Here is a 20,668-nt window from a genome sequence, read left to right as displayed (position 1 = left end):
AAAATTGTTGTGTTTAACTGATGCAAAGTTAGCGTTTAATAAGGGAGTTATTGTAAAAAACATATTTTTAAATTAGGTAGTTACAACCTCCGATTTCTCTAATTTAAATGAAAAGGTTGTACCTTTTTCTGGCTTTGAAGCTACTGAAATTTTGGTTCTGTGGGCATTCAAAATGTGCTTTACAATGGCTAAGCCTAATCCAGATGAGCCATCCGAACGACTGCGGGCTTTGTCTACTCTATAAAACCGCTCAAAAATTCTGTTTAAATGTTCTGGGGCAATCCCCGGTCCATTGTCTTTAATGGATATTTTCCAGTCTTTTTTATCTTCTTCAAAATTTACAATAACTGTCCCGTTTTCATTGCCGTATTTAATGCCATTTTCTACCAAATTTGTTATTACTTGCCCAATACGTTGAGAGTCCGCTTTTACCCAAACCAATGGCTGTGGTGATTTAATTTGTAAGGTAGCGTTTTTAGCTTTCGCCTTGCCTTCCAATTGTTCAAATACTTCTTTGGTTATTTGTTTGATGTCTACCCGCTCTCTGTGCATTTTAATGTCGCCTGTTTCCATTTGCGAGAGCGTCAATAAATCTTTTACCAGAATATCCAATCCATCTAAGCTTTTAGCAGCCTTTATCAAAAAGCGTTCACGAACATTTTCATCGTCCATCGCACCATCCAACAACGTGTGTACAAAGCCCTGTGCAGCAAAAATGGGCGTTTTTAATTCATGTGAAACATTCGCCAAAAATTCACGACGATACTTTTCCAGACGTTTAAGTTCGGTTACTTCCTGTTCTTTTTTGGATACATATACAAACAACTCGTCATTCAGTTTCTTCAGAGGGTTATTGTTTTTATATAACTTCTTTCTAGAGACACCAAAATCTTTGATTTTTAATCGATTGATAGAATCATACATCTTGTTGATTTCTTGAAAAACCAAATAATCTAACACGAAGTAGATAAGAATTCCTGCTACAATTAACGAAGCAACAAAACTGACAAACAGCACATTCCCATTCGATTCGGGCAGAAAAGAAAGGAAAGAAGTAATAAATGCTGCAATAACGATAGCCAATAAAGTGGCTAACAATTTGGGATTCAGAAGCATGACAAAGCCGAATTCGTTTTTAAAAATATAATTTGTACTCAATTAAAGTAATAAAAGCATCAATCTATATGCAAGTTTGGTGTTTTTTAGCGATAATTCGTATTAAATTTATGAAAATGAATACGAAAATGATTTCCTAAATCGTAGCTCAATAATTCTTTTGTACCTTTGCCTTTTCCTTAAACATTTTGAGGGGATTGAATTTTGAGTTGGAATCGTCGCTCAATGGCTCAATCACTCAATCACTCATTAAAAATGCAACTCAATCAATTAACCGCAATCTCTCCCATCGATGGGCGTTACCGCAAGCAAGTAGAAAGCCTTGCTCCTTTTTTCTCTGAATTTGGATTGATCAAATATCGTGTTCGTATTGAAATAGAATACTTTATTGCACTTTGCGAAATACCTTTGCCTCAATTAGAATCAATCAATAAAGATTTATTTTCTGCCTTGCGCGACATTTATCTTAATTTTTCTGAAGAGGATGCCCTTTGGATTAAGGAAACCGAGAAAGTAACGAACCATGATGTCAAGGCGGTTGAATATTTTATCAAACATAAACTAGATAAATTCGGTATCAACGAATACCTAGAATTTATTCACTTTGGACTTACCTCTCAGGATGTTAACAATACAGCCATTCCATTGTCTTTGTTAGAAGCCATGAATGAAGTATTGGTGCCAAAATTAGAAGAGGTAATTGCTAAGATTGAGGCCTTGGCCGAAGAGTGGAAAAATGTACCATTGTTAGCGCATACACACGGACAACCTGCTTCGCCTACACGTTTGGGCAAAGAGTTTATGGTGTTTGTAGAAAGAATGGAACGTCAGATGGACTTATTAAAAACCATTCCATATTCTGCAAAATTCGGTGGAGCAACAGGTAATTTCAATGCACACAACGTGGCTTATCCAGAAAACAATTGGATTGCATTTGGTAATTCGTTTGTAAGTTCATTGGGTTTGGTACGTAGCAAATACACGACGCAAATAGAGCATTACGATAACCTTGCGGCATTAATGGATAACTTAAAGCGATTGAACAATATCGTTTTAGACTTAGACCGTGATGTTTGGACGTATGTTTCGATGGGCTATTTCAAACAAAAAATCAAAGCAGGTGAAGTGGGTTCGTCAGCAATGCCACATAAAGTAAATCCGATTGATTTTGAAAACTCAGAAGGAAATGTGGGAATCGCTAATGCATTGTATGAGTTTTTAGCGGCAAAACTGCCAGTTTCTCGTTTACAAAGAGATTTAACAGACTCAACCGTATTAAGAAATTTGGGTGTACCTATTGGTCATCAATTAATTGCTTTAACGGCTTTATTGCGTGGTTTGAATAAATTAGAATTGAACCAAGAAGCTATCAATGCTGATTTGGAAGACAATTGGGCAGTTGTGGCAGAAGCAATTCAAACGATTTTGAGAAGAGAAAGCTATCCACAGCCTTACGAAGCCTTGAAAGCATTGACCCGTAAAAACGATAAAATCACAGAAAAAACAATTTCTGAATTTATCGATAGCTTGGAAATCAGTGATAAAGTAAAATATGAATTAAGAAGAATTACGCCATTCAATTATGTGGGTGTATTAGAATAAGCATAAGTAATAGATTTGACAACTTTTAAAAGTTGTCAAATCTTAAATCTGCTACAAATCTGACATTTCAAATCTACACAAAAGGAGCATATATTTTTTCAAGATAATCTTCAATTGGTATTGAGTTTCTTAAAGCCATCAACCCATTCCCAACATTTCCTATTACATTCCTAAACGCATTGTTTTCTCTGTTGGCAAGTCCTGCAATTACTTTTACGATGTCCAACGTTTCGTCTTTCATACTATCGTCTACATTGTCAAAAGCATTTTTAAGCTTTTGCGTCAAAGTATCATAAGCTGTAATAGCTGGGTTGGTGTTCCAAATAATATTTTCTACAAAATTATTGTCTGTAGAACCGCCTTGTTCTATCAATCTTACATCAATATTCAGGGATTTTAATTCATAATATAGTCCTTCAGTTAGTCCCTCTAATGCAAATTTTGACATATTATATAACGACCCCAAAGGGAGGGCGGTAGTAATACCCATAAACGAACTTACATTAATAAACATTCCTTCTCCTTGTTGTCTGAAATGTGGTAGAAATGCTCTTATAATATTGATTGGTCCTCTGGTATTAACCGCAAATTGCCAGTCAATGTCCTCCTCTTTGGCTAGTTCCAAAGCACCATAAGTACCCATTCCCGCATTGTTTACTACCACATCTATTTTTCCAAAGGCTTCTATCGCTTGTGCTGTAGCTGTTTTTACTTGCTCAAGGTTAGTTACATCAAGCTTGAATATTTTGATATTGTTGTATTGCGTAAGTAACGTTTCTTTTTCTGGCGTACGCATTGTTGCGCCTACATTCCATCCTTGTTCTGCAAAATATAGGGCACTTGCTTTACCCAAACCAGAACTTGTTCCAGTAATAAAAATTGTTTTAGTCATTGCTTTATTTTTTTGTTTACGTCGCAAAAGTAATGACCATTTGGTATAACTTTGTAACCAGTATAATAGAGTATACCAATACAAATAATCATGGCAACAGCACAACAAGGAGGAAGAAACGCTAAAGAAGAAATACAGGCACTACAAGATACTATATACGTACTGGGTGGAAAATGGCGTTTGCCTATTATTAACTCTATCTGTAATGGTAACAACCGTTATCGGGAAATTCAACGGAGTATTCCGAATATTACCACAAGGATGTTGTCGAGGGAATTGCGAGAAATGGAATTAAACAAACTTATCAAAAGAACAGTATCTGAGGATTCGACAACTTCTGTGAAGTATGAATCAACAGACTATTGTAAATCGTTTGGACCAATCATTCTAGAAATGATAAAATGGGGCAAACAACACCGAGAATATATCATGAAGGATTAGGATGATAAAAACTAAGAACATATTTATTGCAGACAATAGTATTTATTAGAATAAGTGTGTTTTATGGTTCAAAATTTTAATAAAATCTATAATCAACCTAGCTAATCCTCCTTTTCCATAATTTTTTCCACAATATTTTTTGAATCTAATTTTTAAATACTAAGTTTGTGAAATCAAATGCATAAAAATGACAACAACATTCAAAAATACTTCATGGTGGTGGCAACTGGCAAGCGTCCGTTGAACAGAATCATAATGTATTTTCGATAAAGATATTTTTCTTCACGAAAGGCTTACTGTTCAACCAGTAAGCCTTTTTTGTTTTGCTCTTTCAAACAATCACTAATTAAGCATGACTTTTTCAGTAAAAACAACCCAAAAGAAACGTTTAGCCGATACCATTACGCCCGTTGGAATCTTTCTGAAATTGCGTAATAAGTTCAAGAATTCGGTTATTTTAGAAAGTGCCGACTATCACGGAAAAGAACATGGTTATAGCCATATTGCTTGCGACCCAGTGGCAAGTATTATTGTTGATAATGATGTAGTTACACAAACTTTTCCAGATGGTACAACGGAAACTTTCAAATTGAATCACCGCAAAGATGCCGTAAAAGCCTTGATGGACTTTGCCAATCGTTTTCAATGGGAACGTCAACCTGATTATGCTCCAATGGCTAATGGTATGTTTGGACATATTGCTTATGATGCCGTAGAGTATTTTGAAGATATTGAGATACAGGAAAAAAACGAAAACACAGAAATGCCTTCTATCATTTACTATGTTTATCGTTATGTAATAGCCATCAATCATTTTAAAGATGAGATGTTCCTCTACGAACATGAATACGAAGGAGAGAAAAGAAAAAATACGGATAGTGTAAAAGGGCTAGAGTCACTAGAAATGCTGTTAAGTATGCCTCATTATGCTACAAAGTCATTCAAATTAACAGGCGAAGAAATTACCAATTATACAGATGATGAAATGCGGGTAATTATCCAAGAATGTATCAAACACTGCTTGCGTGGAGATGTTTTCCAGATAGTACCTTCTCGTCGTTTTAGCCGTACTTTTGAAGGAGATGATTTTCAGGTATATCGTGCTTTGCGTTCTATCAACCCATCGCCCTATATGTTCTATTTCGATTATGAAAAATATAGAATTTTTGGTGCATCACCCGAAAAACAAATCGGTATCAAAAATGGAATGGCAGAAATTCATCCTATTGCAGGTACTTTCAGAAGAACAGGTGATGATGAAAAAGATGCAGAATTGGCACGTGAATTATTAGCCGACCCTAAGGAGTCTGCCGAACATGTAATGTTGGTAGATTTAGCAAGAAACGATTTATCAAGAAGCTCGGACGTAGTAAAAGTAGAAACCTTTAAAGAAGTACAATTTTACTCACACGTTATTCATTTGGTTTCTAAGGTAACAGGCAAAATGACTGCTGGTACAAATCCATTGCAATTAGTAGCAGATACTTTCCCAGCGGGAACGCTTTCTGGTTCGCCAAAGCATAATGCCATGAGTATCATTAACCGCTTAGAAAACGTGAACCGTCATATTTATGGTGGAGCAATTGGGTATATGGATTTTGTCGGAAACTTTAATCACGCTATCGCTATTCGTACTTTCATGAGTAAAAACAATACACTTTATTACCAAGCAGGAATGGGTGTAGTAGCCAAATCGGTGATTGAAAACGAAATGCAAGAAATCAAATTAAAATTAGGCGCATTAAGAAAAGCCTTGGATATGGCGGAGGGAATTTAGTAGATTTGGGATTTCGGTAATCGGATTTCGGTCGTCGGATTTTAAAATCAACCATTCAAATAAAGGAAGATTGCTTGTTATTAAAAAAGTACACAGCCGATGACAGATAGCCGATTTCTGATAGCTAACAATATTCATTATTCCCGTTTAAATAAAATAAGAATGCAACTTAAAGCTCAAGGCTCATTGCTCAAAGCTGACAGCTAAAAATACAATCATGAAAATATTAGTCCTTGATAATTACGATTCCTTCGTATATAACTTAGTCTACATCTTAAAAGATTTAGGCAATCAAGTGGATGTATTCCGCAACGATAAAATTTCATTGGAAGAGGTAGGTAAATACGATAAAATATTGCTTTCGCCTGGCCCAGGTATTCCCGAAGAAGCAGGAATTTTATTAGATGTCATTCGTGAATATGCCCCAACAAAATCTATTTTTGGAGTATGCCTTGGGCACCAAGCCATTGGCGAAGCCTTTGGTGCAAAATTACACAACATGGGCGATGTATTGCATGGCGTAACCACTAAATGTATCATTACAGAGCCATCAGAGATTCTTTTCCAAGGAGTACCAAATGAAGTAAATGTTTGTCGCTATCACTCGTGGACAGTCGTAAAAGAGACCATGCCTGCTGAATTAAAAGTAACAGCACTTGATGAACAAGGCTATGTAATGGCGGAAGCACACTCGCTTTATGATGTAAGAGGTGTACAGTTTCACCCGGAGGCTTATCTTACCGAATATGGTGTGAAAATGGTAGAGAACTGGGTTAAAATCTAATACAAAAAAATAAACCATAGCTGATTGCCCATTGCTAACAGCGAATTAGTATGAAAATTTACTTACAAAAAAGAACAGAAGGTAACGCTTTAACCCAAGAAGAAGCCCAAACAGCTTTGGGAATCATAGCCAGAGGCGAAGCCAATAATAGCCATATTGCCGCTTTTCTGACTACCTATATGATGAATCCCATTACGTCGGCAGAATTAGCTGGTTTTCGTGATGCGATGTTGGAACTAGCCCTTACGATAGACCTTTCTGCTTATGACCCAATGGATGTTTGCGGAACAGGCGGTGATGGCAAAGATACCTTTAATATCTCGACCACTGCTTCTTTTGTAGTAGCAGGGGCTGGTCAGAACGTGGCAAAGCATGGTAATCATGGCGTGTCATCGTCTGTGGGTTCATCAACTGTATTAGAATACCTCGGAGTAAAATTCAGTAATGACATCGATTATCTTCGTCAGAAAATAGAAACTACAGGAATTTGCTTTTTACATGCGCCATTGTTCCACCCTGCCATGCGTTTTGTTGGCCCTATTCGCAAAGAATTAGGTATGAAAACGTTCTTTAATATGCTTGGACCAATTTTAAACCCTGCTTTAGTTCAAAAGCAAATTACAGGAGTTTATAATTTAGATGTCTTGAAACTCTATGGTGAATTACTTCAAAAGTCGTATAAGAATTATGGTGTAATTTATGCCTTAGATGGCTATGATGAAGTGTCATTGACATCAGATTTTAAATTGATTACGGTAAAAGGAGAAGAGACTTTTTCACCTGAGCAGTTGGGTTTTACAAGATGCAAACAAGAAGATTTGCATGGAGGAAGTACGGTAGAAGAATCGGCTAAAATATTAATCAATATTCTTGAAAATAAAGGTACAAAAGCCCAAACAGAAGCTGTAATCGCCAATGCTGCTACGGCATTATATTGTGCCGATAATACTTTGAGCTTGCCAGATGCTATTTTGAAGGCCAAAGAATCATTAGAAAGTGGTAAAGCCTTGGCGGGTTTCAAGCAATTTATTCAGTAAAATATTTAGATACAAATGACTATTTTAGATAAAATTATCGCCCATAAAGCACAGGAAGTAGCCCAACGCAAAGAGCAAGTTTCTGTTCAGGAGTTAGAAAAAAGTGGCTTTTTTGCCAAAACGAATAATTCCTTAAAAACAAGTTTGCTTAATCCTGCTTCTTCGGGCATCATTTCTGAATTTAAACGAAAATCGCCTTCAAAAGGCATTATCAATGGAAATGTAACGGTAGAGGAAGTAACAGCAGGATATGTAAAAGCAGGTGCGGCTTGCCTTTCCGTATTGACAGACTATGAGTTTTTTGGAGGTACTAGCGAAGATTTTCTCAAAGCTCGTCGTACCAATCCGACAATTCCGATGATACGCAAAGATTTTATGATAGATGAATACCAAATCATCGAAGCAAAATCTTTGGGTGCAGATGTAATCCTTTTGATTGCAGCAAATTTGACGCCTCAACGTATACAAGACTTAGGAAAGCTGACGAAAGAATTGGGCATGGAAACCCTCTTAGAAATTCATGATGAAGAAGAATTGAATCGTAGTTTGAATCAGTATATTGATGTCGTTGGTGTCAATAACCGCAACCTCAAAAATTTTGCTGAGCAAAATATAAATGCATCACTAGAATTAGCCGAAAAAATTCCTGCTGAATGTATCAAGATTTCAGAAAGCTGTATTTCACAAGCTGAGACGATTAAATTATTAAAAACCGTGGGTTATAAAGGCTTTTTAATTGGCGAAACCTTTATGAAAACCAATAATCCTGCTGAGGCTTTGAAAACATTGATTGATGAGGTAAAAGCTTAAGACTTACTACTCCCTCAAAACCTTTCTATTAGCTGGTGACTTAAGTCGCCAGCTAATAGAAAAGTAGGCTTTTCTCCCTTATTATACTCCCATTAAGCTTTGTCAAATGTCCCAAACAGGCTTAAAACGCCCCTATTCTTGCCAAATATCCCATTTTCTTGCTCATTCCCCCAAGAATTTTACAGGCTTTTATGTAAGTGCTAATTTTGAACCAATCAAAAAACAAGCATTTAACACAAATCGAATACTGAAATGGAAATAGTTTTAAAAATGGCATTGTATGTTCATATCGTTGCAGGCTTTACGGCTTTAACAACTGGATTAGTACCCATGTTTGCCAAAAAAGGAGGAAAAGCTCATGTGTTTTGGGGCAATGTATTTTACTGGGCGATGTTCTTGGTAGCATTAACTGCTTTGATGCGCTTTAAAATGGAATTTCGCCTAATTTTCTTGACAGGTATTGCCGTTTTTAGTTTTTATAATACCTTCACGGGAGCGAGACTGGTACGTATGAAGAAAAATCTACAACCTGAATTTGTTGATTGGTTTGGTGCTATCTTAACCATGGTTAGTGCTTTTGCTATGATGGCTTTCGCTGTGTTAGCCTATCAAAAAGGGGTTGCTTTTTATGTTATTTTGTTTACTATTTTTGGCGTGTTTTCTTTATTGCTGGCAACAGAAGACTTAAGGGTATTTTTAGGGAAGAAGGTTGTCAATAATACAGGAGCTGTACAAACAAGATATTGGTTTCAAAACCATATTTCGAGAATGGGTGGTGCCTATATCGCTACCGTAACAGCATTTTTAGTAGTAAATAATCCTCCTTATATCCCAAGCTTATTAGTTTGGATTGCACCGGGTGTAATAGGTGGAATGATTATCGGAAGAACACGTAAATATTATATGGAGAAGGCTAAAAGTAGGCTTTAGGCAAATATTAATATACACTCATGGCATGACTAACATAATATTATTTTTTCTGAAAATAACTTGGTAGTCATGCCATGAGTATCATTAAGTAAATTTTGCTATACCAAGTTTGTTTCTTCAAAAATAATATTCCCTTTCGTAAGACCTTACTTTTCTTGTCTTGACACAAGAAAAGTAACAAAAGAAAGTCAAGAAATTCCGAATCGCATCGGCGAACCGACTCGCTTCGCTCAAACAGCGGAATTTCGAAATATGCTGACGCCATACTAATAATATAATAAGGAATAAACTCTTTAATAGTACAATCTTGGCAGTAAGCTCTAAGCAAAATGCCTAAGGCTTACTGCCTATTGCCTAAAGCAATACTACCTTTCAAACAGCATTCTTTTGCCCGTAACACTTTCGTCAAATGTGCCGTCTTGGAATGCTAAATGTCCTGAAACGATTGTATGCGTAATTTTTGAATGTAAAGTCTGTCCTTCTAATGGCGACCATCCACATTGATAATAAATGTTTTCTTTGGTAACTGTAGTACTTTCATTCAAATCTACCAACACTAAATCAGCCCAATAGCCTTCGCGGATATAGCCTCTTTTAGCAATCTGAAAACAATCTGCCACAGCGTGTGACATCTTCTCTGCAATTTTCTCTAAAGAGATTTTACCTTCTTTATAAAACTCTAACATCAAATTCAAAGGATGCTGTACCAAAGGCAAACCCGATGGCGATGACCAATAAGGATTTTGTTTTTCAGCCCAAGTGTGCGGAGCATGGTCGGTAGCGATTACGTCGATTCTATCGTCTAATAATGCTTTTAGCAATTGCTGTTTATGTCCATCCGCTTTTACCGCAGGATTACATTTTATCTGATTACCCAAGGTTTCATAGTCGCGGGCATCAAACCAAAGATGATGCACACAAACCTCCGCTGTAATTTTTTTCTCTTTTAAAGGAATATCATTAGTGAATAATGCTGTTTCCTCGCCAGTAGTAATATGCAAAATATGCAAGCGAGCATTATGACGTTTGGCTAATTCAACCGCCATTGATGACGATTTATAACAAGCCTCCACATTCCTGATTTCAGGGTGTACTCTCGGATGTGGATTATCGCCAAAGCGTTGTTTATAAATCTCAGTATTGGCACGAACAGTTGCTTCATCTTCGCAGTGTGTCGCAATCAACATCGGACTGTTAGAGAAAATGTTTTCAAGTGTTTTCTCATTATCTACTAACATATTTCCTGTTGAAGAACCCATAAAAACCTTAATTCCACAAACATTTTGAGTATTAGTTTTCAGTACTTCTTCAATATTATCATTAGATGCACCCATGTAAAAAGAGTAATTCGCCAACGACGTACGAGCAGCAATATCGTATTTATCAGCTAATAAGTCTTGGTTCAAAGCATTGGGAACGGTATTAGGCATTTCCATAAAGGAAGTAACACCACCTGCTACCCCAGCACGAGCTTCAGAATGAATACAGGCTTTGTGGGTAAGTCCTGGTTCACGGAAATGTACTTGGTCGTCAATTACGCCTGGGAACAGGTATTTGCCTTTAGCATCAATGACAGTATCGGCAGTTAAGCCAGATAAGTTATTATCAATTTTTTCAATGAATCCGTCTTTTACAAAAACGTCTGCCGATTGAATGTTGCCTTCGTTAACTACTTGGGCATTCAGAATAAGTATTGTGTTCATCCTTAAATCAGGCTCAAATTTACTTGCTTAATTTATCAATTTGTTTGGGTACTATATCGATGGCTCTTTCCACCACTTTCGGAGCGAGTGGTTGTACCAGTGGGTAAAGATAAACTTTTTCAGCATCACTTGCGGGAATTTTAATGCCAATAGCGGTAATTAACCAAATGAAGATACTGATACCAAAAGCCCAAGTGAAGGCCCCGACAACAGCACCAGCAAAAGAATCAAAATTTCCTAAAACAGTATAACGGATAGATTTTCGTAAGGTCCAGCCTAGTTTATTGATAAGGTAAACAATAGGAAAGAAAACGGCTCCAAAACCAATATAAGGCATGATTTTGTTCGTTACGCTATTGCTCATATAAGGCGAAGCAAGGTCGCTAGCAAACCCTAATGTGCGAAAACCAATAATGACAGAAACTACGAAAGCGATGATAGAAATGACTTCAATGATAATGCCCCGTTGATAACCAATGTAAGCTCCCCAGAGGGTTGGAAGAAGTATGAAAATATCGATTGGTTGCATAGATACGAGATTGAGTAATATAGGATTTTTCCTATATTAATTACCTCATCCTCAATTTTCTACCACTAGCGAGGGACTTAAGTCCCTCGCTAGTGGTAGAAAATTAACTTAATAGCCCAACAGATACTCGGTTAGAGGTGCTGTGCCTACGGATAAGGTTATGCAAAACTGGTCGTTTTGTTATAATAAGATTTCCTTAAAACAAAAAACTAACTCAAAATAGCTTTCACCATCGCAGAAATTACTTTACCGTCAGCTAGTCCAGCTAATTCTTTCGTGGCAACACCCATGATTTTACCCATATCAGACGGAGCAGAAGCACCTACACGTACTTTGATTTCTTCTAATTTAGCACGAAGTTCGTCTTCTGTTAATTGCTTTGGTAAGAATTCCTCGATAATGGTAAGCTCGATTTGTTCTTTTTCAGCCAAATCCGCACGACCTTGGGTTGTAAATATATCTAAAGAATCTCTTCTTTGTTTAGCAGCTTTTGTCAATAATTTTAATTCAACATCTGCTGGCAAGTCTCCACTGGCATTGTTCCCAGATGTTTCTTCTAACAGAATTAATGCTTTTAAAGCACGTAAAGTGCGAAGACGGTCTTGGTCTTTTGCACGCATGGCATCTTTAATGCCGCTTTCAATATTGGTTTTTAATGACATGATTTTATTTGAGATTTTGAAAATATGTAATTTTGAAAATGTTTCTTTTTCAAAATACGTATCTTTGGCCCATTCACAGAACATTATTATTTGGATAAATGTTCTTTTTACAAAGGTACTAAAACAGTTATCAGTTATTTGGCTTAGCGTATCAGTATTTTATCTATGATGGTGGTAAAATACACAAATACGGAGCTTTTATCATTTTTCAGTATGACTAAATTAAGTGTTAATATCAATAAGATTGCTACTTTAAGAAATTCAAGAGGAGGCGATAACCCCAATGTAGTAAAAGTAGCGTTAGACTGCGAGCGTTTCGGTGCAGAAGGCATTACAGTACACCCCCGACCAGACGAACGCCATATCCGTTATCGTGATGTATTTGATTTAAAGGAAGTAGTCACAACGGAATTTAATATTGAAGGAAACCCTTCAGAGAAAAAGTTTGTAGAGTTGGTTTTAGCTAATAAACCAACACAAGTAACCTTAGTACCCGATGCCTTAGGAGCAGTGACATCTAATGCAGGGTGGGATACCATAAAATACAAAAGTCAGTTAATTGATTTAGTGGCTCAGTTCAAAGACGCAGGCATCAGAACATCCATCTTTGTAGATGCCGATGTAAGAATGGTAGAAGGGGCGAAAGAAACTGGTACAGACCGTATCGAACTTTATACTGAACCTTATGCCGAACATTACTTTAAAAACAAAGAATTAGCCATTCGTGATTTTGTAACTGCCGCTACCAGAGCCAACGAATTAGGTTTAGGCTTGAATGCAGGACACGATTTGAGTTTGGATAACCTTAGGTATTTTCAACAAAATATCCCTAATCTTTTAGAAGTATCTATCGGTCACGCCTTGATTTGCGATGCCCTTTATTTGGGATTAGAGAATACAGTACAGTTGTATTTGAGAGAGACGAAAGCGATTGATTAAGTATTGATACTTATTTAAAATATAAACATGAGTCATTAAAATAGGGAGGTTTGATAAAATAGTCTCATAGAGGCGAAATGTCGGCCGCCGCCGATATAGTGTTCCTAAGGGAACTATAATCTGTATCCATAAATCAAAAGAGCGGTCGAAAAACTAATTTCGACCGCTCTTTTATGATTTTAAAATTCGGGATGACTCAAGTTCATCGATGCAAATAAGATAATCTTAAAACCGGCATTAATTACAATTTATATTAAGTGATACAGCAAGATCTATTGTATTTGTTTGAGAATTATAAACACCCTTACCAGAAGCATCACTACCTGTTAATGTAATATTAGCATTAGAGATAACAAATGTTGGCGAGGTATAAAGTTTGTTATTATAATTATTTTGAATATAATAAGTATGACCACTAATAAGTTTAGTACTATATACAGAACCCGTTCTAGTGAATGTACCACCTATGATTTGAGCAACTTGACCATTTGCTATATAAACGCTAATGGTGCTTGGTAAACCTGCATCCTTATTAGTTTTGTCAATAATATTGTACCAACCTGTTGGTAAAACGGTTACATTTTTATTAGAACAACTTCCTTTTATAGTAACATTTAGGTTAATATACGTAGGAGGAGCTGGTGCACCATAGTTTAGCGTTATAGCCCCTTGTGAGCATGGAGCAAACAATGGTGTTTCTGCTAATATAGGAAGTCTAGGATTTAACCAAAGATTAAATGCTGAAATGACAACTTTCGCTTGTTTGATATTAGGAACTCTAGGAAAAGTTATCACTTTTTCCTGATTAATGTTTACATAGTGGGCTGCCGCTAAATATTGATTGTTCGGAGTTACTAAAGCAACATCATAGACACCTGATTTCCCAGCACCAATGTTAAGAGTAACTTTTAATGAGTTATTACAACTTGGTATACCATAGAATATATCCCAGTCTAAGTTAAAACAAGACAAGTGTGTAGTTTGAAAATCGGTAATTAGTTTTCCGTTCACACTTTTTACAGTAACATTTCCTTCACTTTTCCATTGTCCTGTTTGTTCATTTAAGCTCCATAATGGTATTACGTCTCCTGCTTTTATATTATCGCCAGTTACAGCATTAGTAGTATTAGGGTCAAGTTCCATTGATACAGTGATTGGCTGAGAGAATTTTTTTACAGCCGTATTTCCTGCATTCATATTAATTGAAACCAAGCCAGCAGACATAAACTGTACACCCTGACCATTATTAATTTGTTGCCCGTTTGCATCTACTACATTGGTCGGGCTGTACCCACCTGGGAAAGCACTAAAAGATGTAGGCGAGCTAGGGTCATAATAAACTACTGCAGTTGAAACCTGATTTGCATTAATAGGGGTGCCATTAGCATCCTGAATTTGTGTTCCAGCTGGCAAGGTGATAGTAGTTGTTTCTGCCATAGTAGCAGTACTTGCAGTTTTTATTGTCTGCGGAGTAGTTACAGTTCCACCTGTTACAGCAATAGTTGCTGTTGATACAGAAGTACCATCAGCAGGTTTTGCCATCTCAATAGCTGTTATATCAACAGTTTTTACAGAATCAGAAGTGATTGTTACTAACTGAGAAATAGGGGAAAAGCCAGGGATTTCTGCATAGATATTGAACTTAATGGGGTTTGAAGCAGAAGGGTGTGCATCTGAGATGAGATATAATGGTAAAAACCCTCCTTGAGAGCGAAATGATGTCGCTCCCCCATCCATACGAACTAAGTTGGCGTTTGCCCCACTTATAGTTACATTAAAATCAGGTAATTGTGTACCACTACTATTGGCATTGGCAAATTGTACTAGAAGAGGAGAAACGGCTATTTCTTCATTCACCGTCAACTCAACGCCATCTAATGGATTGATTTTTTGGCAAGCAACAGTTATAGTAAGTCCAAACAAAATATATAATATTGGACGAAAAACAGAGGTAAAGGTTGTTTTCATTTTATTAAAATAATAAAGTTTAAATGATTTCGATTAGTCTAATCTAACAGCCAATCTTAGGTTGATAACTGGCCAATAGTGCCAATCCTTCATGTTTTCCTGTACTTTAGCTTGTTGTTCGCTCATGCTACTTAGCCTTTTTTCACCAGTTAAGGTTATTTCTGGAGTTTTTGTGTAATAGGTGCCTAGCTCAAAGCCAAAGCCTATTCTGCTTTTAGGGATAGTGCGTCCAAAGCCAATACCTGCAAATGGAGCGATGCTTTTTCCATAATCTACAGAAAACTTAACATTACCAATATCATCAGGAGAAAAAGTAGTGTTACCAAAAGTATATGATCCAGAAGGAGTAACTACCACTGAAACTTTTCCTTTATCGATATATGATGCACCTCCAAAAAGCTTGAAACTGCTTTTTTTGAAAGGAAAATATTCAAATGATAATCCTACCATTGCTAGGTCGGCATCACCCTTTAATTTTACTTCTTCGTCTGATGATTTCGCAGTAGTGTTTACATTGTACTTGAAATACGCAAAACCAAGTCGTGCTGTTACTTTAGGACTTAATGCGTAGGCTAAATCAATTCCTGGCGTTGTGCCAAGATTCAAAGAAAGACCTAGTTTGTGATTGTTTTTAGTTTTTGAAGAGTCACTTGTGGTAATACCTTTACTAAAGGTTATACTACTTATGAGACACAAATACAAAAGCAATAAACTAGTGGTAGTTTTTGTTTTCATCGGAGTTAAGTTTAAGATATGATGGTAAATATAGTTTCTTTTTGATTTTGAGCAATATATTGCTTGTTGTTTTTATTATACGGTAGGTAGGAACTTTACTTTACAGAAGAAAAATACCTAGTAGTAGGTATTCGATGACACTAATCCCTAAGTTGAGTGATAGAACGGAAGTGGTTTGATAATAAGAACGGGTTGGTAATAAATAGTGCTTTAGTGAATCAGGTACTTTTACAACCAATTCACTAAAGCACTTATTTTTATCCTAATTTCTCTATTAGAATATCGGCAATTCTTTCAGAAGTATGTCCGTCCCAAAGTGGAGGAATTTGTCCTTTTTTCGTTTTTCCTGCTAAAACTTCTAAGAACTTTTCATGGACTGTTACAGGATTTAAATCAGCTAAAAGTTGGTTTGTACCAATTTCAACCGTAATAGGTCTTTCGGTAGAATCTCTAAAAGTTAAGCAAGGGATTTGTAAGAAAGTAGTTTCTTCTTGAATCCCTCCCGAATCTGTAATAATAATAGTGGCATTTTGCATCAACTGCAAAAACTCTAAATATCCCTGTGGTTCAGTTAAAACTAAGCCTTCGATAGCTTCAAGTCTTTCAGATAAACCAAATTTCTTAAAATTATTAGCCGTACGAGGGTGAATGGGCAACACCACTTTTTTGTAACGAGCAGTATCTTCGATTACATTCAAAATCGCTTCTAAACCTTCTGACGTATCCACATTCGCAGGGCGGTGCATGGTAACTACAGCATAGCCATCTTTTTGCAGATTCAAATCATCCAGCACGCTCGTTTGTTTCGCTTTTTCTAAATAATGCACCAATGAATCAATCATCACGTTGCCTACAAAAAATACTTTTTCATCGGGTACGCCTTCATGCTTTAAATTATCCACACCCGACTGTTCAGTAATAAATAAATATTCTGATACACTATCAGTTAAGATTCTGTTCAGCTCCTCAGGCATCGCACGGTCGCCACTTCTTAAACCTGCTTCTACGTGTGCCACAGGAATATGAGATTTGATTGCGACCAACGTACAAGCCAACGTAGCGTTTACATCGCCAACTACCAAAACCAAATCAGGTTTTTCTGCTAATAAAACCTTCTCAAATTCAAGCATCGTTTTGGCTGTTACTTCTGTATGCGAACCACCACCAACGCCCAAGAAATAATGAGGTTTTGGCATTTGAAGTTGCTCGAAGAAAACGTCACTCATCTTGGCATCAAAATGCTGACCAGTGTGAACAATTTTCGATTCAATCTCTGGACGTTGTTCAAAAGCACGGTGCAAAGGTGCTACTTTCATGAAGTTTGGTCTTGCACCGACGATGTTTAATATTTTTATCATAATGTTATTATAAACGTTGCATTAATTTCACGACCATAGTATCTTTCCAAGGTTTGAAAGTACCAGCGATAATATGTTCTCGAGCTTGTTTTACCAACCATAAGTAAAAGCTTAGGTTATGGACACTCGCTATCATTGCTCCTAACATTTCATCAGCTTTCAACAAATGGCGAACATAAGCCTTTGTATAAAAATTACTGGCAAAACAGTCTAACCCCGTATCAATCGGTGAGAAATCATCTTTCCATTTCTCATTCTTCATATTGATTGTCCCTTCGGTAGTAAACAACATACCGTTGCGGGCATTGCGGGTAGGCATTACGCAGTCGAACATATCTATTCCCAAAGCTATGCTTTCTAAAATATTGGCTGGTGTCCCCACTCCCATCAAATAACGAGGCTTGTCTTTTGGCAAAATATCCGTTACCAATTCCGTCATTTCGTACATCATTTCGGCAGGCTCTCCTACTGAAAGTCCGCCAATGGCGTTTCCTTCACGTTCAAAACTAGCGATTACTTCCGCAGATTTTACTCTTAAATCTTTGTAAACACTGCCTTGAACAATGGGGAAAAGTGTTTGACTATAACCATATTTAGGTTCTGTACGGTCGAAATGGTCGCAACAACGTTTTAGCCAACGGTGCGTCATTTCCATCGACTCGCGTGCATAACCATATTCGCAAGGATACGGCGTACATTCGTCAAAAGCCATGATAATGTCTGCGCCAATGGTTCTTTGAATATCCATCACCCCTTCTGGACTAAAAAAATGTTTAGAACCATCAATATGAGATTTGAAGGTAACGCCCTCCTCTTTGATTTTACGACCAGTATCAGCCAAAGAATATACCTGATAGCCTCCTGAATCGGTCAAAATAGGTCTGTCCCATCCATTGAATTTATGCAGACCCCCTGCTTTTTCAATAATATCCAAGCCAGGACGAAGATACAGGTGATAGGTATTACCCAAAATAATTTGGGCATTGATATCCTCTTTTAATTCACGCTGATGAACAGCTTTTACCGAGCCTGCTGTACCCACAGGCATAAATATAGGTGTTTCTACTTGTCCGTGATCAGTTTGAAGAACGCCTGCACGGGCTTTAGAATTAGGGTCATTGTTAAGTATATCGAAAGTCATTTGCTGAACAAAAAGGATTTTTTAAAAGACTCAAACAGATTGATTATGCGTTTAATGATCCTTTCTGAATTTATTTTACCGAAAAGATTACAAAATTACGAGTTTTCTCAACAAATCTTTCTTCTTTTACTCATAGCCTTTAGGCTTTTACTTATCTTTGCACTCCCAAAAGATTAACCAACTGATATTTAATACCTTGATACCCTTTCTATTTAGCATATACATATTTTCTGTTGGCCTTCAACTATTTTTTATTTTGTTCGTTTTTGCCAAAGTCAATACGCACGAAACACCAATTCAGGAAGCAAACACTTCCGAAGGCGTATCAGTAATTGTTTGCGCATGGAATGAATTAGAAAATTTGAAAGCATTAATTCCGCTATTGGATAATCAGGATTATCCTACTTTTGAAGTAATCATCATGGATGATCGTTCTTGGGACGGCACGCACGAATATTTAATGCAAGAATGTGGAGCATTTCAGCACGTTAGGTTTATTCAAATAGAAAAAACGCCCGACCATCTTTCAGCCAAGAAATATGCGTTGACATTAGGCATCAAATCGGCAAAATATGATGTGTTATTGCTAACAGATGCTGATTGCAGACCACAAAATGAATTTTGGATTAAAGGAATGGCGGAATGTTTATTGCCAGAAAAACAGATTGTGTTAGGTTTTTCGCCTTATTATTCTGAAAAATCTTTTTTGAACAAGTTGATTCGTTACGAGACCTTTATTACTGCTGTACAATATTTTTCATTGGCTTTAAAAGGACAACCTTATATGGGTGTTGGGCGAAACTTGATGTACCGCAAATCGTTATTTCTTGAAAACAAAGGCTTTGCAAAACATACAAACATAGTAGGTGGCGATGATGATTTGTTTATGAACGATGTAGCGACTGCTGAAAATACCGCTATTTGTTTAAATGCAGATACATTTATGTATTCTGTACCCAAAACAACTTGGGAAACATGGTACCGACAAAAAACAAGACATCTTTCAGTTAGTAAATATTATCGTTTTGAAAACAAATTAGTGTTAGGAAGCCTAGCTTCTACCCAGATATTTTCTTGGGTTTTATTAGGGGTATTAATTCCATTTACATTTCACTCAGTGCTTTTATATGGCGTATTAGGTGTTTTTGGAATAAGATTATTAGCACAGTGGATTGTATTTGCCAAGGCCAACAATCGTTTAGATAAGACACTTAATACTGCAACATTACCCTTTTGGGATTTTATATTTACCAGCTATTTTTTGATTATGGGAACCAATAATTTGATTCCTAGAAAGAAAAAAATGAGATGGAAATAAGGGAATTTTGAGTTTTGAATGATGAGTTTTTCGATTAAATTATTTTTTTACCCGCAGATATGACAGATTAATATCGCAGATTTTCGCTGAAACTGCTTGTCTCCGAAAATCAGCGTACAAATCTCTGAAAATCAGTGGGTAAAAATCAATTCGCTCAATCACACAATAAATTATGAACATGACAAACAACCATACATTAATAGAAAAGTATTTTCCACAGCTTACAGAAAAGCAAAAACAACAGTTTGCTCAGTTGGGAGAATTATATACGCATTGGAATGCTCAAATCAATTTGATTTCGAGAACAGATATGGACAATCTTTATGAAAAACATATCTTACATTCATTGGGCATAGCCAAAGTAATAACCTTTAAAGATTTCAGTGAAATACTAGACGTAGGCACAGGCGGAGGTTTCCCCGGGATTCCTTTAGCCATCATGTTTCCTCATTGCCAATTTCATTTGGTAGACAGCATTGGTAAGAAGATAAAAGTAGTCAATGAAGTAGCCAAAGCGTTAGGGTTAGAAAACGTTCGTGCAGAACAAATCAGAGCAGAAGAGATAGATGGAGAGTATGACTTTATTGTAAGTCGTGCCGTTACACGCCTTCTACCATTTTACGGATGGGTAAAAGGGAAGATAAACATCAATAATTATAATAAGTTGAATAACGGCATTCTTTATTTAAAAGGTGGCGATATGAAAGAAGAATTAAAAGAATTAGGTAAAAAGACAAGAGTATTTGAATTGTCTGATTATTTTGAAGAAGAATTTTTCGAGACAAAGATGGTCGTTCACGTTCCGATGAAGTAAAAAGTGCTTTTTAAATCGATAAAAATGAAAAAAAATGTTTTTTGTAATAATCTGAAAATCAAGGAATAATCATTTTTATTTAAAATCTTGCTATTTTTTTCATAGGAAACAC

At 36.5% G+C, this 20,668-nt stretch carries 19 protein-coding genes; 10 read left to right on the top strand and 9 right to left on the bottom strand.

Annotated elements, in window-relative coordinates; genetic code table 11:
* Positions 1-72: 72 nt before the first annotated feature.
* A complete protein-coding gene (locus J2Y60_RS21925) occupies positions 73-1,116 on the bottom strand; it encodes an ATP-binding protein (RefSeq protein WP_309921611.1) in 1,044 nt (347 codons plus the stop codon).
* Positions 1,117-1,371: 255 nt separating this feature from the next.
* On the opposite strand from J2Y60_RS21925, the gene purB reads away from it, so the two are divergent.
* Entirely contained in the window at positions 1,372-2,718 is a 1,347-nt protein-coding gene (gene purB / locus J2Y60_RS21920) for an adenylosuccinate lyase (RefSeq protein WP_309921614.1), read from the top strand.
* A gap of 73 nt (positions 2,719-2,791) precedes the next feature.
* On the opposite strand, the gene J2Y60_RS21915 is transcribed toward purB, so the two are convergent.
* Positions 2,792-3,610 carry an SDR family oxidoreductase gene (locus J2Y60_RS21915; RefSeq protein WP_309921617.1) on the bottom strand — a complete coding sequence of 273 codons (819 nt, stop codon included), beginning with the start codon at positions 3,608-3,610 and terminating at the stop codon, positions 2,792-2,794.
* A 90-nt stretch (positions 3,611-3,700) separates the two neighbouring features.
* Between J2Y60_RS21915 and J2Y60_RS21910 the strand changes: the two genes are divergently transcribed.
* The 6 genes from J2Y60_RS21910 (at position 3,701) to J2Y60_RS21885 (ending at position 9,389) form a co-directional block, all read left to right on the top strand.
* Positions 3,701-4,051, top strand: coding sequence for a helix-turn-helix domain-containing protein (locus tag J2Y60_RS21910; protein WP_309921620.1), 351 nt, complete (start codon positions 3,701-3,703; stop codon positions 4,049-4,051).
* Between the two features lie 352 nt (positions 4,052-4,403).
* The gene (locus J2Y60_RS21905; protein WP_309921623.1) at positions 4,404-5,828 is read left to right on the top strand and encodes an anthranilate synthase component I family protein; all 1,425 of its coding nucleotides are present in this window, start codon (positions 4,404-4,406) and stop codon (positions 5,826-5,828) included.
* A 217-nt stretch (positions 5,829-6,045) separates the two neighbouring features.
* Entirely contained in the window at positions 6,046-6,612 is a 567-nt protein-coding gene (locus tag J2Y60_RS21900) for an aminodeoxychorismate/anthranilate synthase component II (protein ID WP_309921626.1), read from the top strand.
* Between the two features lie 50 nt (positions 6,613-6,662).
* On the top strand, positions 6,663-7,649 hold the full coding sequence (trpD, locus tag J2Y60_RS21895; protein WP_309921628.1) for an anthranilate phosphoribosyltransferase: 987 nt from the start codon (positions 6,663-6,665) through the stop codon (positions 7,647-7,649).
* A gap of 15 nt (positions 7,650-7,664) precedes the next feature.
* Positions 7,665-8,459 carry an indole-3-glycerol phosphate synthase TrpC gene (gene trpC / locus J2Y60_RS21890; RefSeq protein WP_309921631.1) on the top strand — a complete coding sequence of 265 codons (795 nt, stop codon included), beginning with the start codon at positions 7,665-7,667 and terminating at the stop codon, positions 8,457-8,459.
* Between the two features lie 252 nt (positions 8,460-8,711).
* Entirely contained in the window at positions 8,712-9,389 is a 678-nt protein-coding gene (locus J2Y60_RS21885) for a DUF2306 domain-containing protein (RefSeq protein ID WP_309921635.1), read from the top strand.
* 365 nt (positions 9,390-9,754) lie between these two features.
* Here J2Y60_RS21885 and J2Y60_RS21880 read toward each other — a convergent pair whose 3' ends face one another.
* From J2Y60_RS21880 to J2Y60_RS21870, 3 genes are all read right to left on the bottom strand, one after another.
* Positions 9,755-11,092 carry a dihydroorotase gene (locus tag J2Y60_RS21880; RefSeq protein ID WP_309921639.1) on the bottom strand — a complete coding sequence of 446 codons (1,338 nt, stop codon included), beginning with the start codon at positions 11,090-11,092 and terminating at the stop codon, positions 9,755-9,757.
* Positions 11,093-11,111: 19 nt separating this feature from the next.
* Positions 11,112-11,621: a CvpA family protein gene (locus tag J2Y60_RS21875; RefSeq protein ID WP_309921642.1), complete on the bottom strand. Its 510-nt coding sequence runs from the start codon at positions 11,619-11,621 to the stop codon at positions 11,112-11,114.
* Positions 11,622-11,830: 209 nt separating this feature from the next.
* A complete protein-coding gene (locus J2Y60_RS21870; RefSeq protein ID WP_309921645.1) occupies positions 11,831-12,283 on the bottom strand; it encodes a GatB/YqeY domain-containing protein in 453 nt (150 codons plus the stop codon).
* Between the two features lie 213 nt (positions 12,284-12,496).
* On the opposite strand from J2Y60_RS21870, the gene J2Y60_RS21865 reads away from it, so the two are divergent.
* Positions 12,497-13,222 carry a pyridoxine 5'-phosphate synthase gene (locus tag J2Y60_RS21865; protein WP_309921648.1) on the top strand — a complete coding sequence of 242 codons (726 nt, stop codon included), beginning with the start codon at positions 12,497-12,499 and terminating at the stop codon, positions 13,220-13,222.
* Between the two features lie 237 nt (positions 13,223-13,459).
* On the opposite strand, the gene J2Y60_RS21860 is transcribed toward J2Y60_RS21865, so the two are convergent.
* From J2Y60_RS21860 to tgt, 4 genes are all read right to left on the bottom strand, one after another.
* Positions 13,460-15,190 (bottom strand): hypothetical protein, encoded by a 1,731-nt coding sequence (locus tag J2Y60_RS21860; protein ID WP_309921651.1) that lies wholly within the window; start codon positions 15,188-15,190, stop codon positions 13,460-13,462.
* A 33-nt stretch (positions 15,191-15,223) separates the two neighbouring features.
* Positions 15,224-15,925, bottom strand: coding sequence for a hypothetical protein (locus J2Y60_RS21855; protein WP_309921654.1), 702 nt, complete (start codon positions 15,923-15,925; stop codon positions 15,224-15,226).
* 257 nt (positions 15,926-16,182) lie between these two features.
* A complete protein-coding gene (gene wecB / locus J2Y60_RS21850; RefSeq protein WP_309921656.1) occupies positions 16,183-17,283 on the bottom strand; it encodes a non-hydrolyzing UDP-N-acetylglucosamine 2-epimerase in 1,101 nt (366 codons plus the stop codon).
* A 7-nt stretch (positions 17,284-17,290) separates the two neighbouring features.
* Complete coding sequence (gene tgt, locus J2Y60_RS21845; protein WP_309921659.1) at positions 17,291-18,424, bottom strand: tRNA guanosine(34) transglycosylase Tgt; 1,134 nt, start codon at positions 18,422-18,424, stop codon at positions 17,291-17,293.
* A gap of 256 nt (positions 18,425-18,680) precedes the next feature.
* Here tgt and J2Y60_RS21840 point away from each other — a divergent pair, with 256 nt between their 5' ends.
* On the top strand, positions 18,681-19,742 hold the full coding sequence (locus tag J2Y60_RS21840) for a glycosyltransferase (RefSeq protein ID WP_309921662.1): 1,062 nt from the start codon (positions 18,681-18,683) through the stop codon (positions 19,740-19,742).
* Between the two features lie 178 nt (positions 19,743-19,920).
* Positions 19,921-20,556 (top strand): 16S rRNA (guanine(527)-N(7))-methyltransferase RsmG, encoded by a 636-nt coding sequence (gene rsmG / locus J2Y60_RS21835; RefSeq protein WP_309959278.1) that lies wholly within the window; start codon positions 19,921-19,923, stop codon positions 20,554-20,556.
* Positions 20,557-20,668: the final 112 nt, after the last annotated feature.

Origin of the sequence: Arcicella sp. BE140 (assembly GCF_031456255.1) — a bacterium.
GTDB lineage: Bacteria > Bacteroidota > Bacteroidia > Cytophagales > Spirosomataceae > Arcicella > Arcicella aquatica.
Note: the sequence above shows the minus strand (reverse complement) of the source record. Positions and strands in the feature narration are given on the sequence as shown.

What these genes read in the sequence shown, in the direction of transcription:
- J2Y60_RS21875 (WP_309921642.1), bottom strand. Translation starts at nt 11,621, where the DNA reads ATGCAACCAATCGATATTTTCATACTTCTTCCAACCCTCTGGGGAGCT.
- J2Y60_RS21860 (WP_309921651.1), bottom strand. Translation starts at nt 15,190, where the DNA reads ATGAAAACAACCTTTACCTCTGTTTTTCGTCCAATATTATATATTTTG.
- J2Y60_RS21865 (WP_309921648.1), top strand. Translation starts at nt 12,497, where the DNA reads ATGACTAAATTAAGTGTTAATATCAATAAGATTGCTACTTTAAGAAAT.
- J2Y60_RS21905 (WP_309921623.1), top strand. Translation starts at nt 4,404, where the DNA reads ATGACTTTTTCAGTAAAAACAACCCAAAAGAAACGTTTAGCCGATACC.
- trpC (WP_309921631.1), top strand. Translation starts at nt 7,665, where the DNA reads ATGACTATTTTAGATAAAATTATCGCCCATAAAGCACAGGAAGTAGCC.
- J2Y60_RS21870 (WP_309921645.1), bottom strand. Translation starts at nt 12,283, where the DNA reads ATGTCATTAAAAACCAATATTGAAAGCGGCATTAAAGATGCCATGCGT.
- J2Y60_RS21925 (WP_309921611.1), bottom strand. Translation starts at nt 1,116, where the DNA reads ATGCTTCTGAATCCCAAATTGTTAGCCACTTTATTGGCTATCGTTATT.
- trpD (WP_309921628.1), top strand. Translation starts at nt 6,663, where the DNA reads ATGAAAATTTACTTACAAAAAAGAACAGAAGGTAACGCTTTAACCCAA.
- tgt (WP_309921659.1), bottom strand. Translation starts at nt 18,424, where the DNA reads ATGACTTTCGATATACTTAACAATGACCCTAATTCTAAAGCCCGTGCA.
- J2Y60_RS21885 (WP_309921635.1), top strand. Translation starts at nt 8,712, where the DNA reads ATGGAAATAGTTTTAAAAATGGCATTGTATGTTCATATCGTTGCAGGC.
- J2Y60_RS21915 (WP_309921617.1), bottom strand. Translation starts at nt 3,610, where the DNA reads ATGACTAAAACAATTTTTATTACTGGAACAAGTTCTGGTTTGGGTAAA.
- wecB (WP_309921656.1), bottom strand. Translation starts at nt 17,283, where the DNA reads ATGATAAAAATATTAAACATCGTCGGTGCAAGACCAAACTTCATGAAA.
- rsmG (WP_309959278.1), top strand. Translation starts at nt 19,921, where the DNA reads ATGACAAACAACCATACATTAATAGAAAAGTATTTTCCACAGCTTACA.
- J2Y60_RS21880 (WP_309921639.1), bottom strand. Translation starts at nt 11,092, where the DNA reads ATGAACACAATACTTATTCTGAATGCCCAAGTAGTTAACGAAGGCAAC.
- J2Y60_RS21855 (WP_309921654.1), bottom strand. Translation starts at nt 15,925, where the DNA reads ATGAAAACAAAAACTACCACTAGTTTATTGCTTTTGTATTTGTGTCTC.
- purB (WP_309921614.1), top strand. Translation starts at nt 1,372, where the DNA reads ATGCAACTCAATCAATTAACCGCAATCTCTCCCATCGATGGGCGTTAC.
- J2Y60_RS21910 (WP_309921620.1), top strand. Translation starts at nt 3,701, where the DNA reads ATGGCAACAGCACAACAAGGAGGAAGAAACGCTAAAGAAGAAATACAG.
- J2Y60_RS21900 (WP_309921626.1), top strand. Translation starts at nt 6,046, where the DNA reads ATGAAAATATTAGTCCTTGATAATTACGATTCCTTCGTATATAACTTA.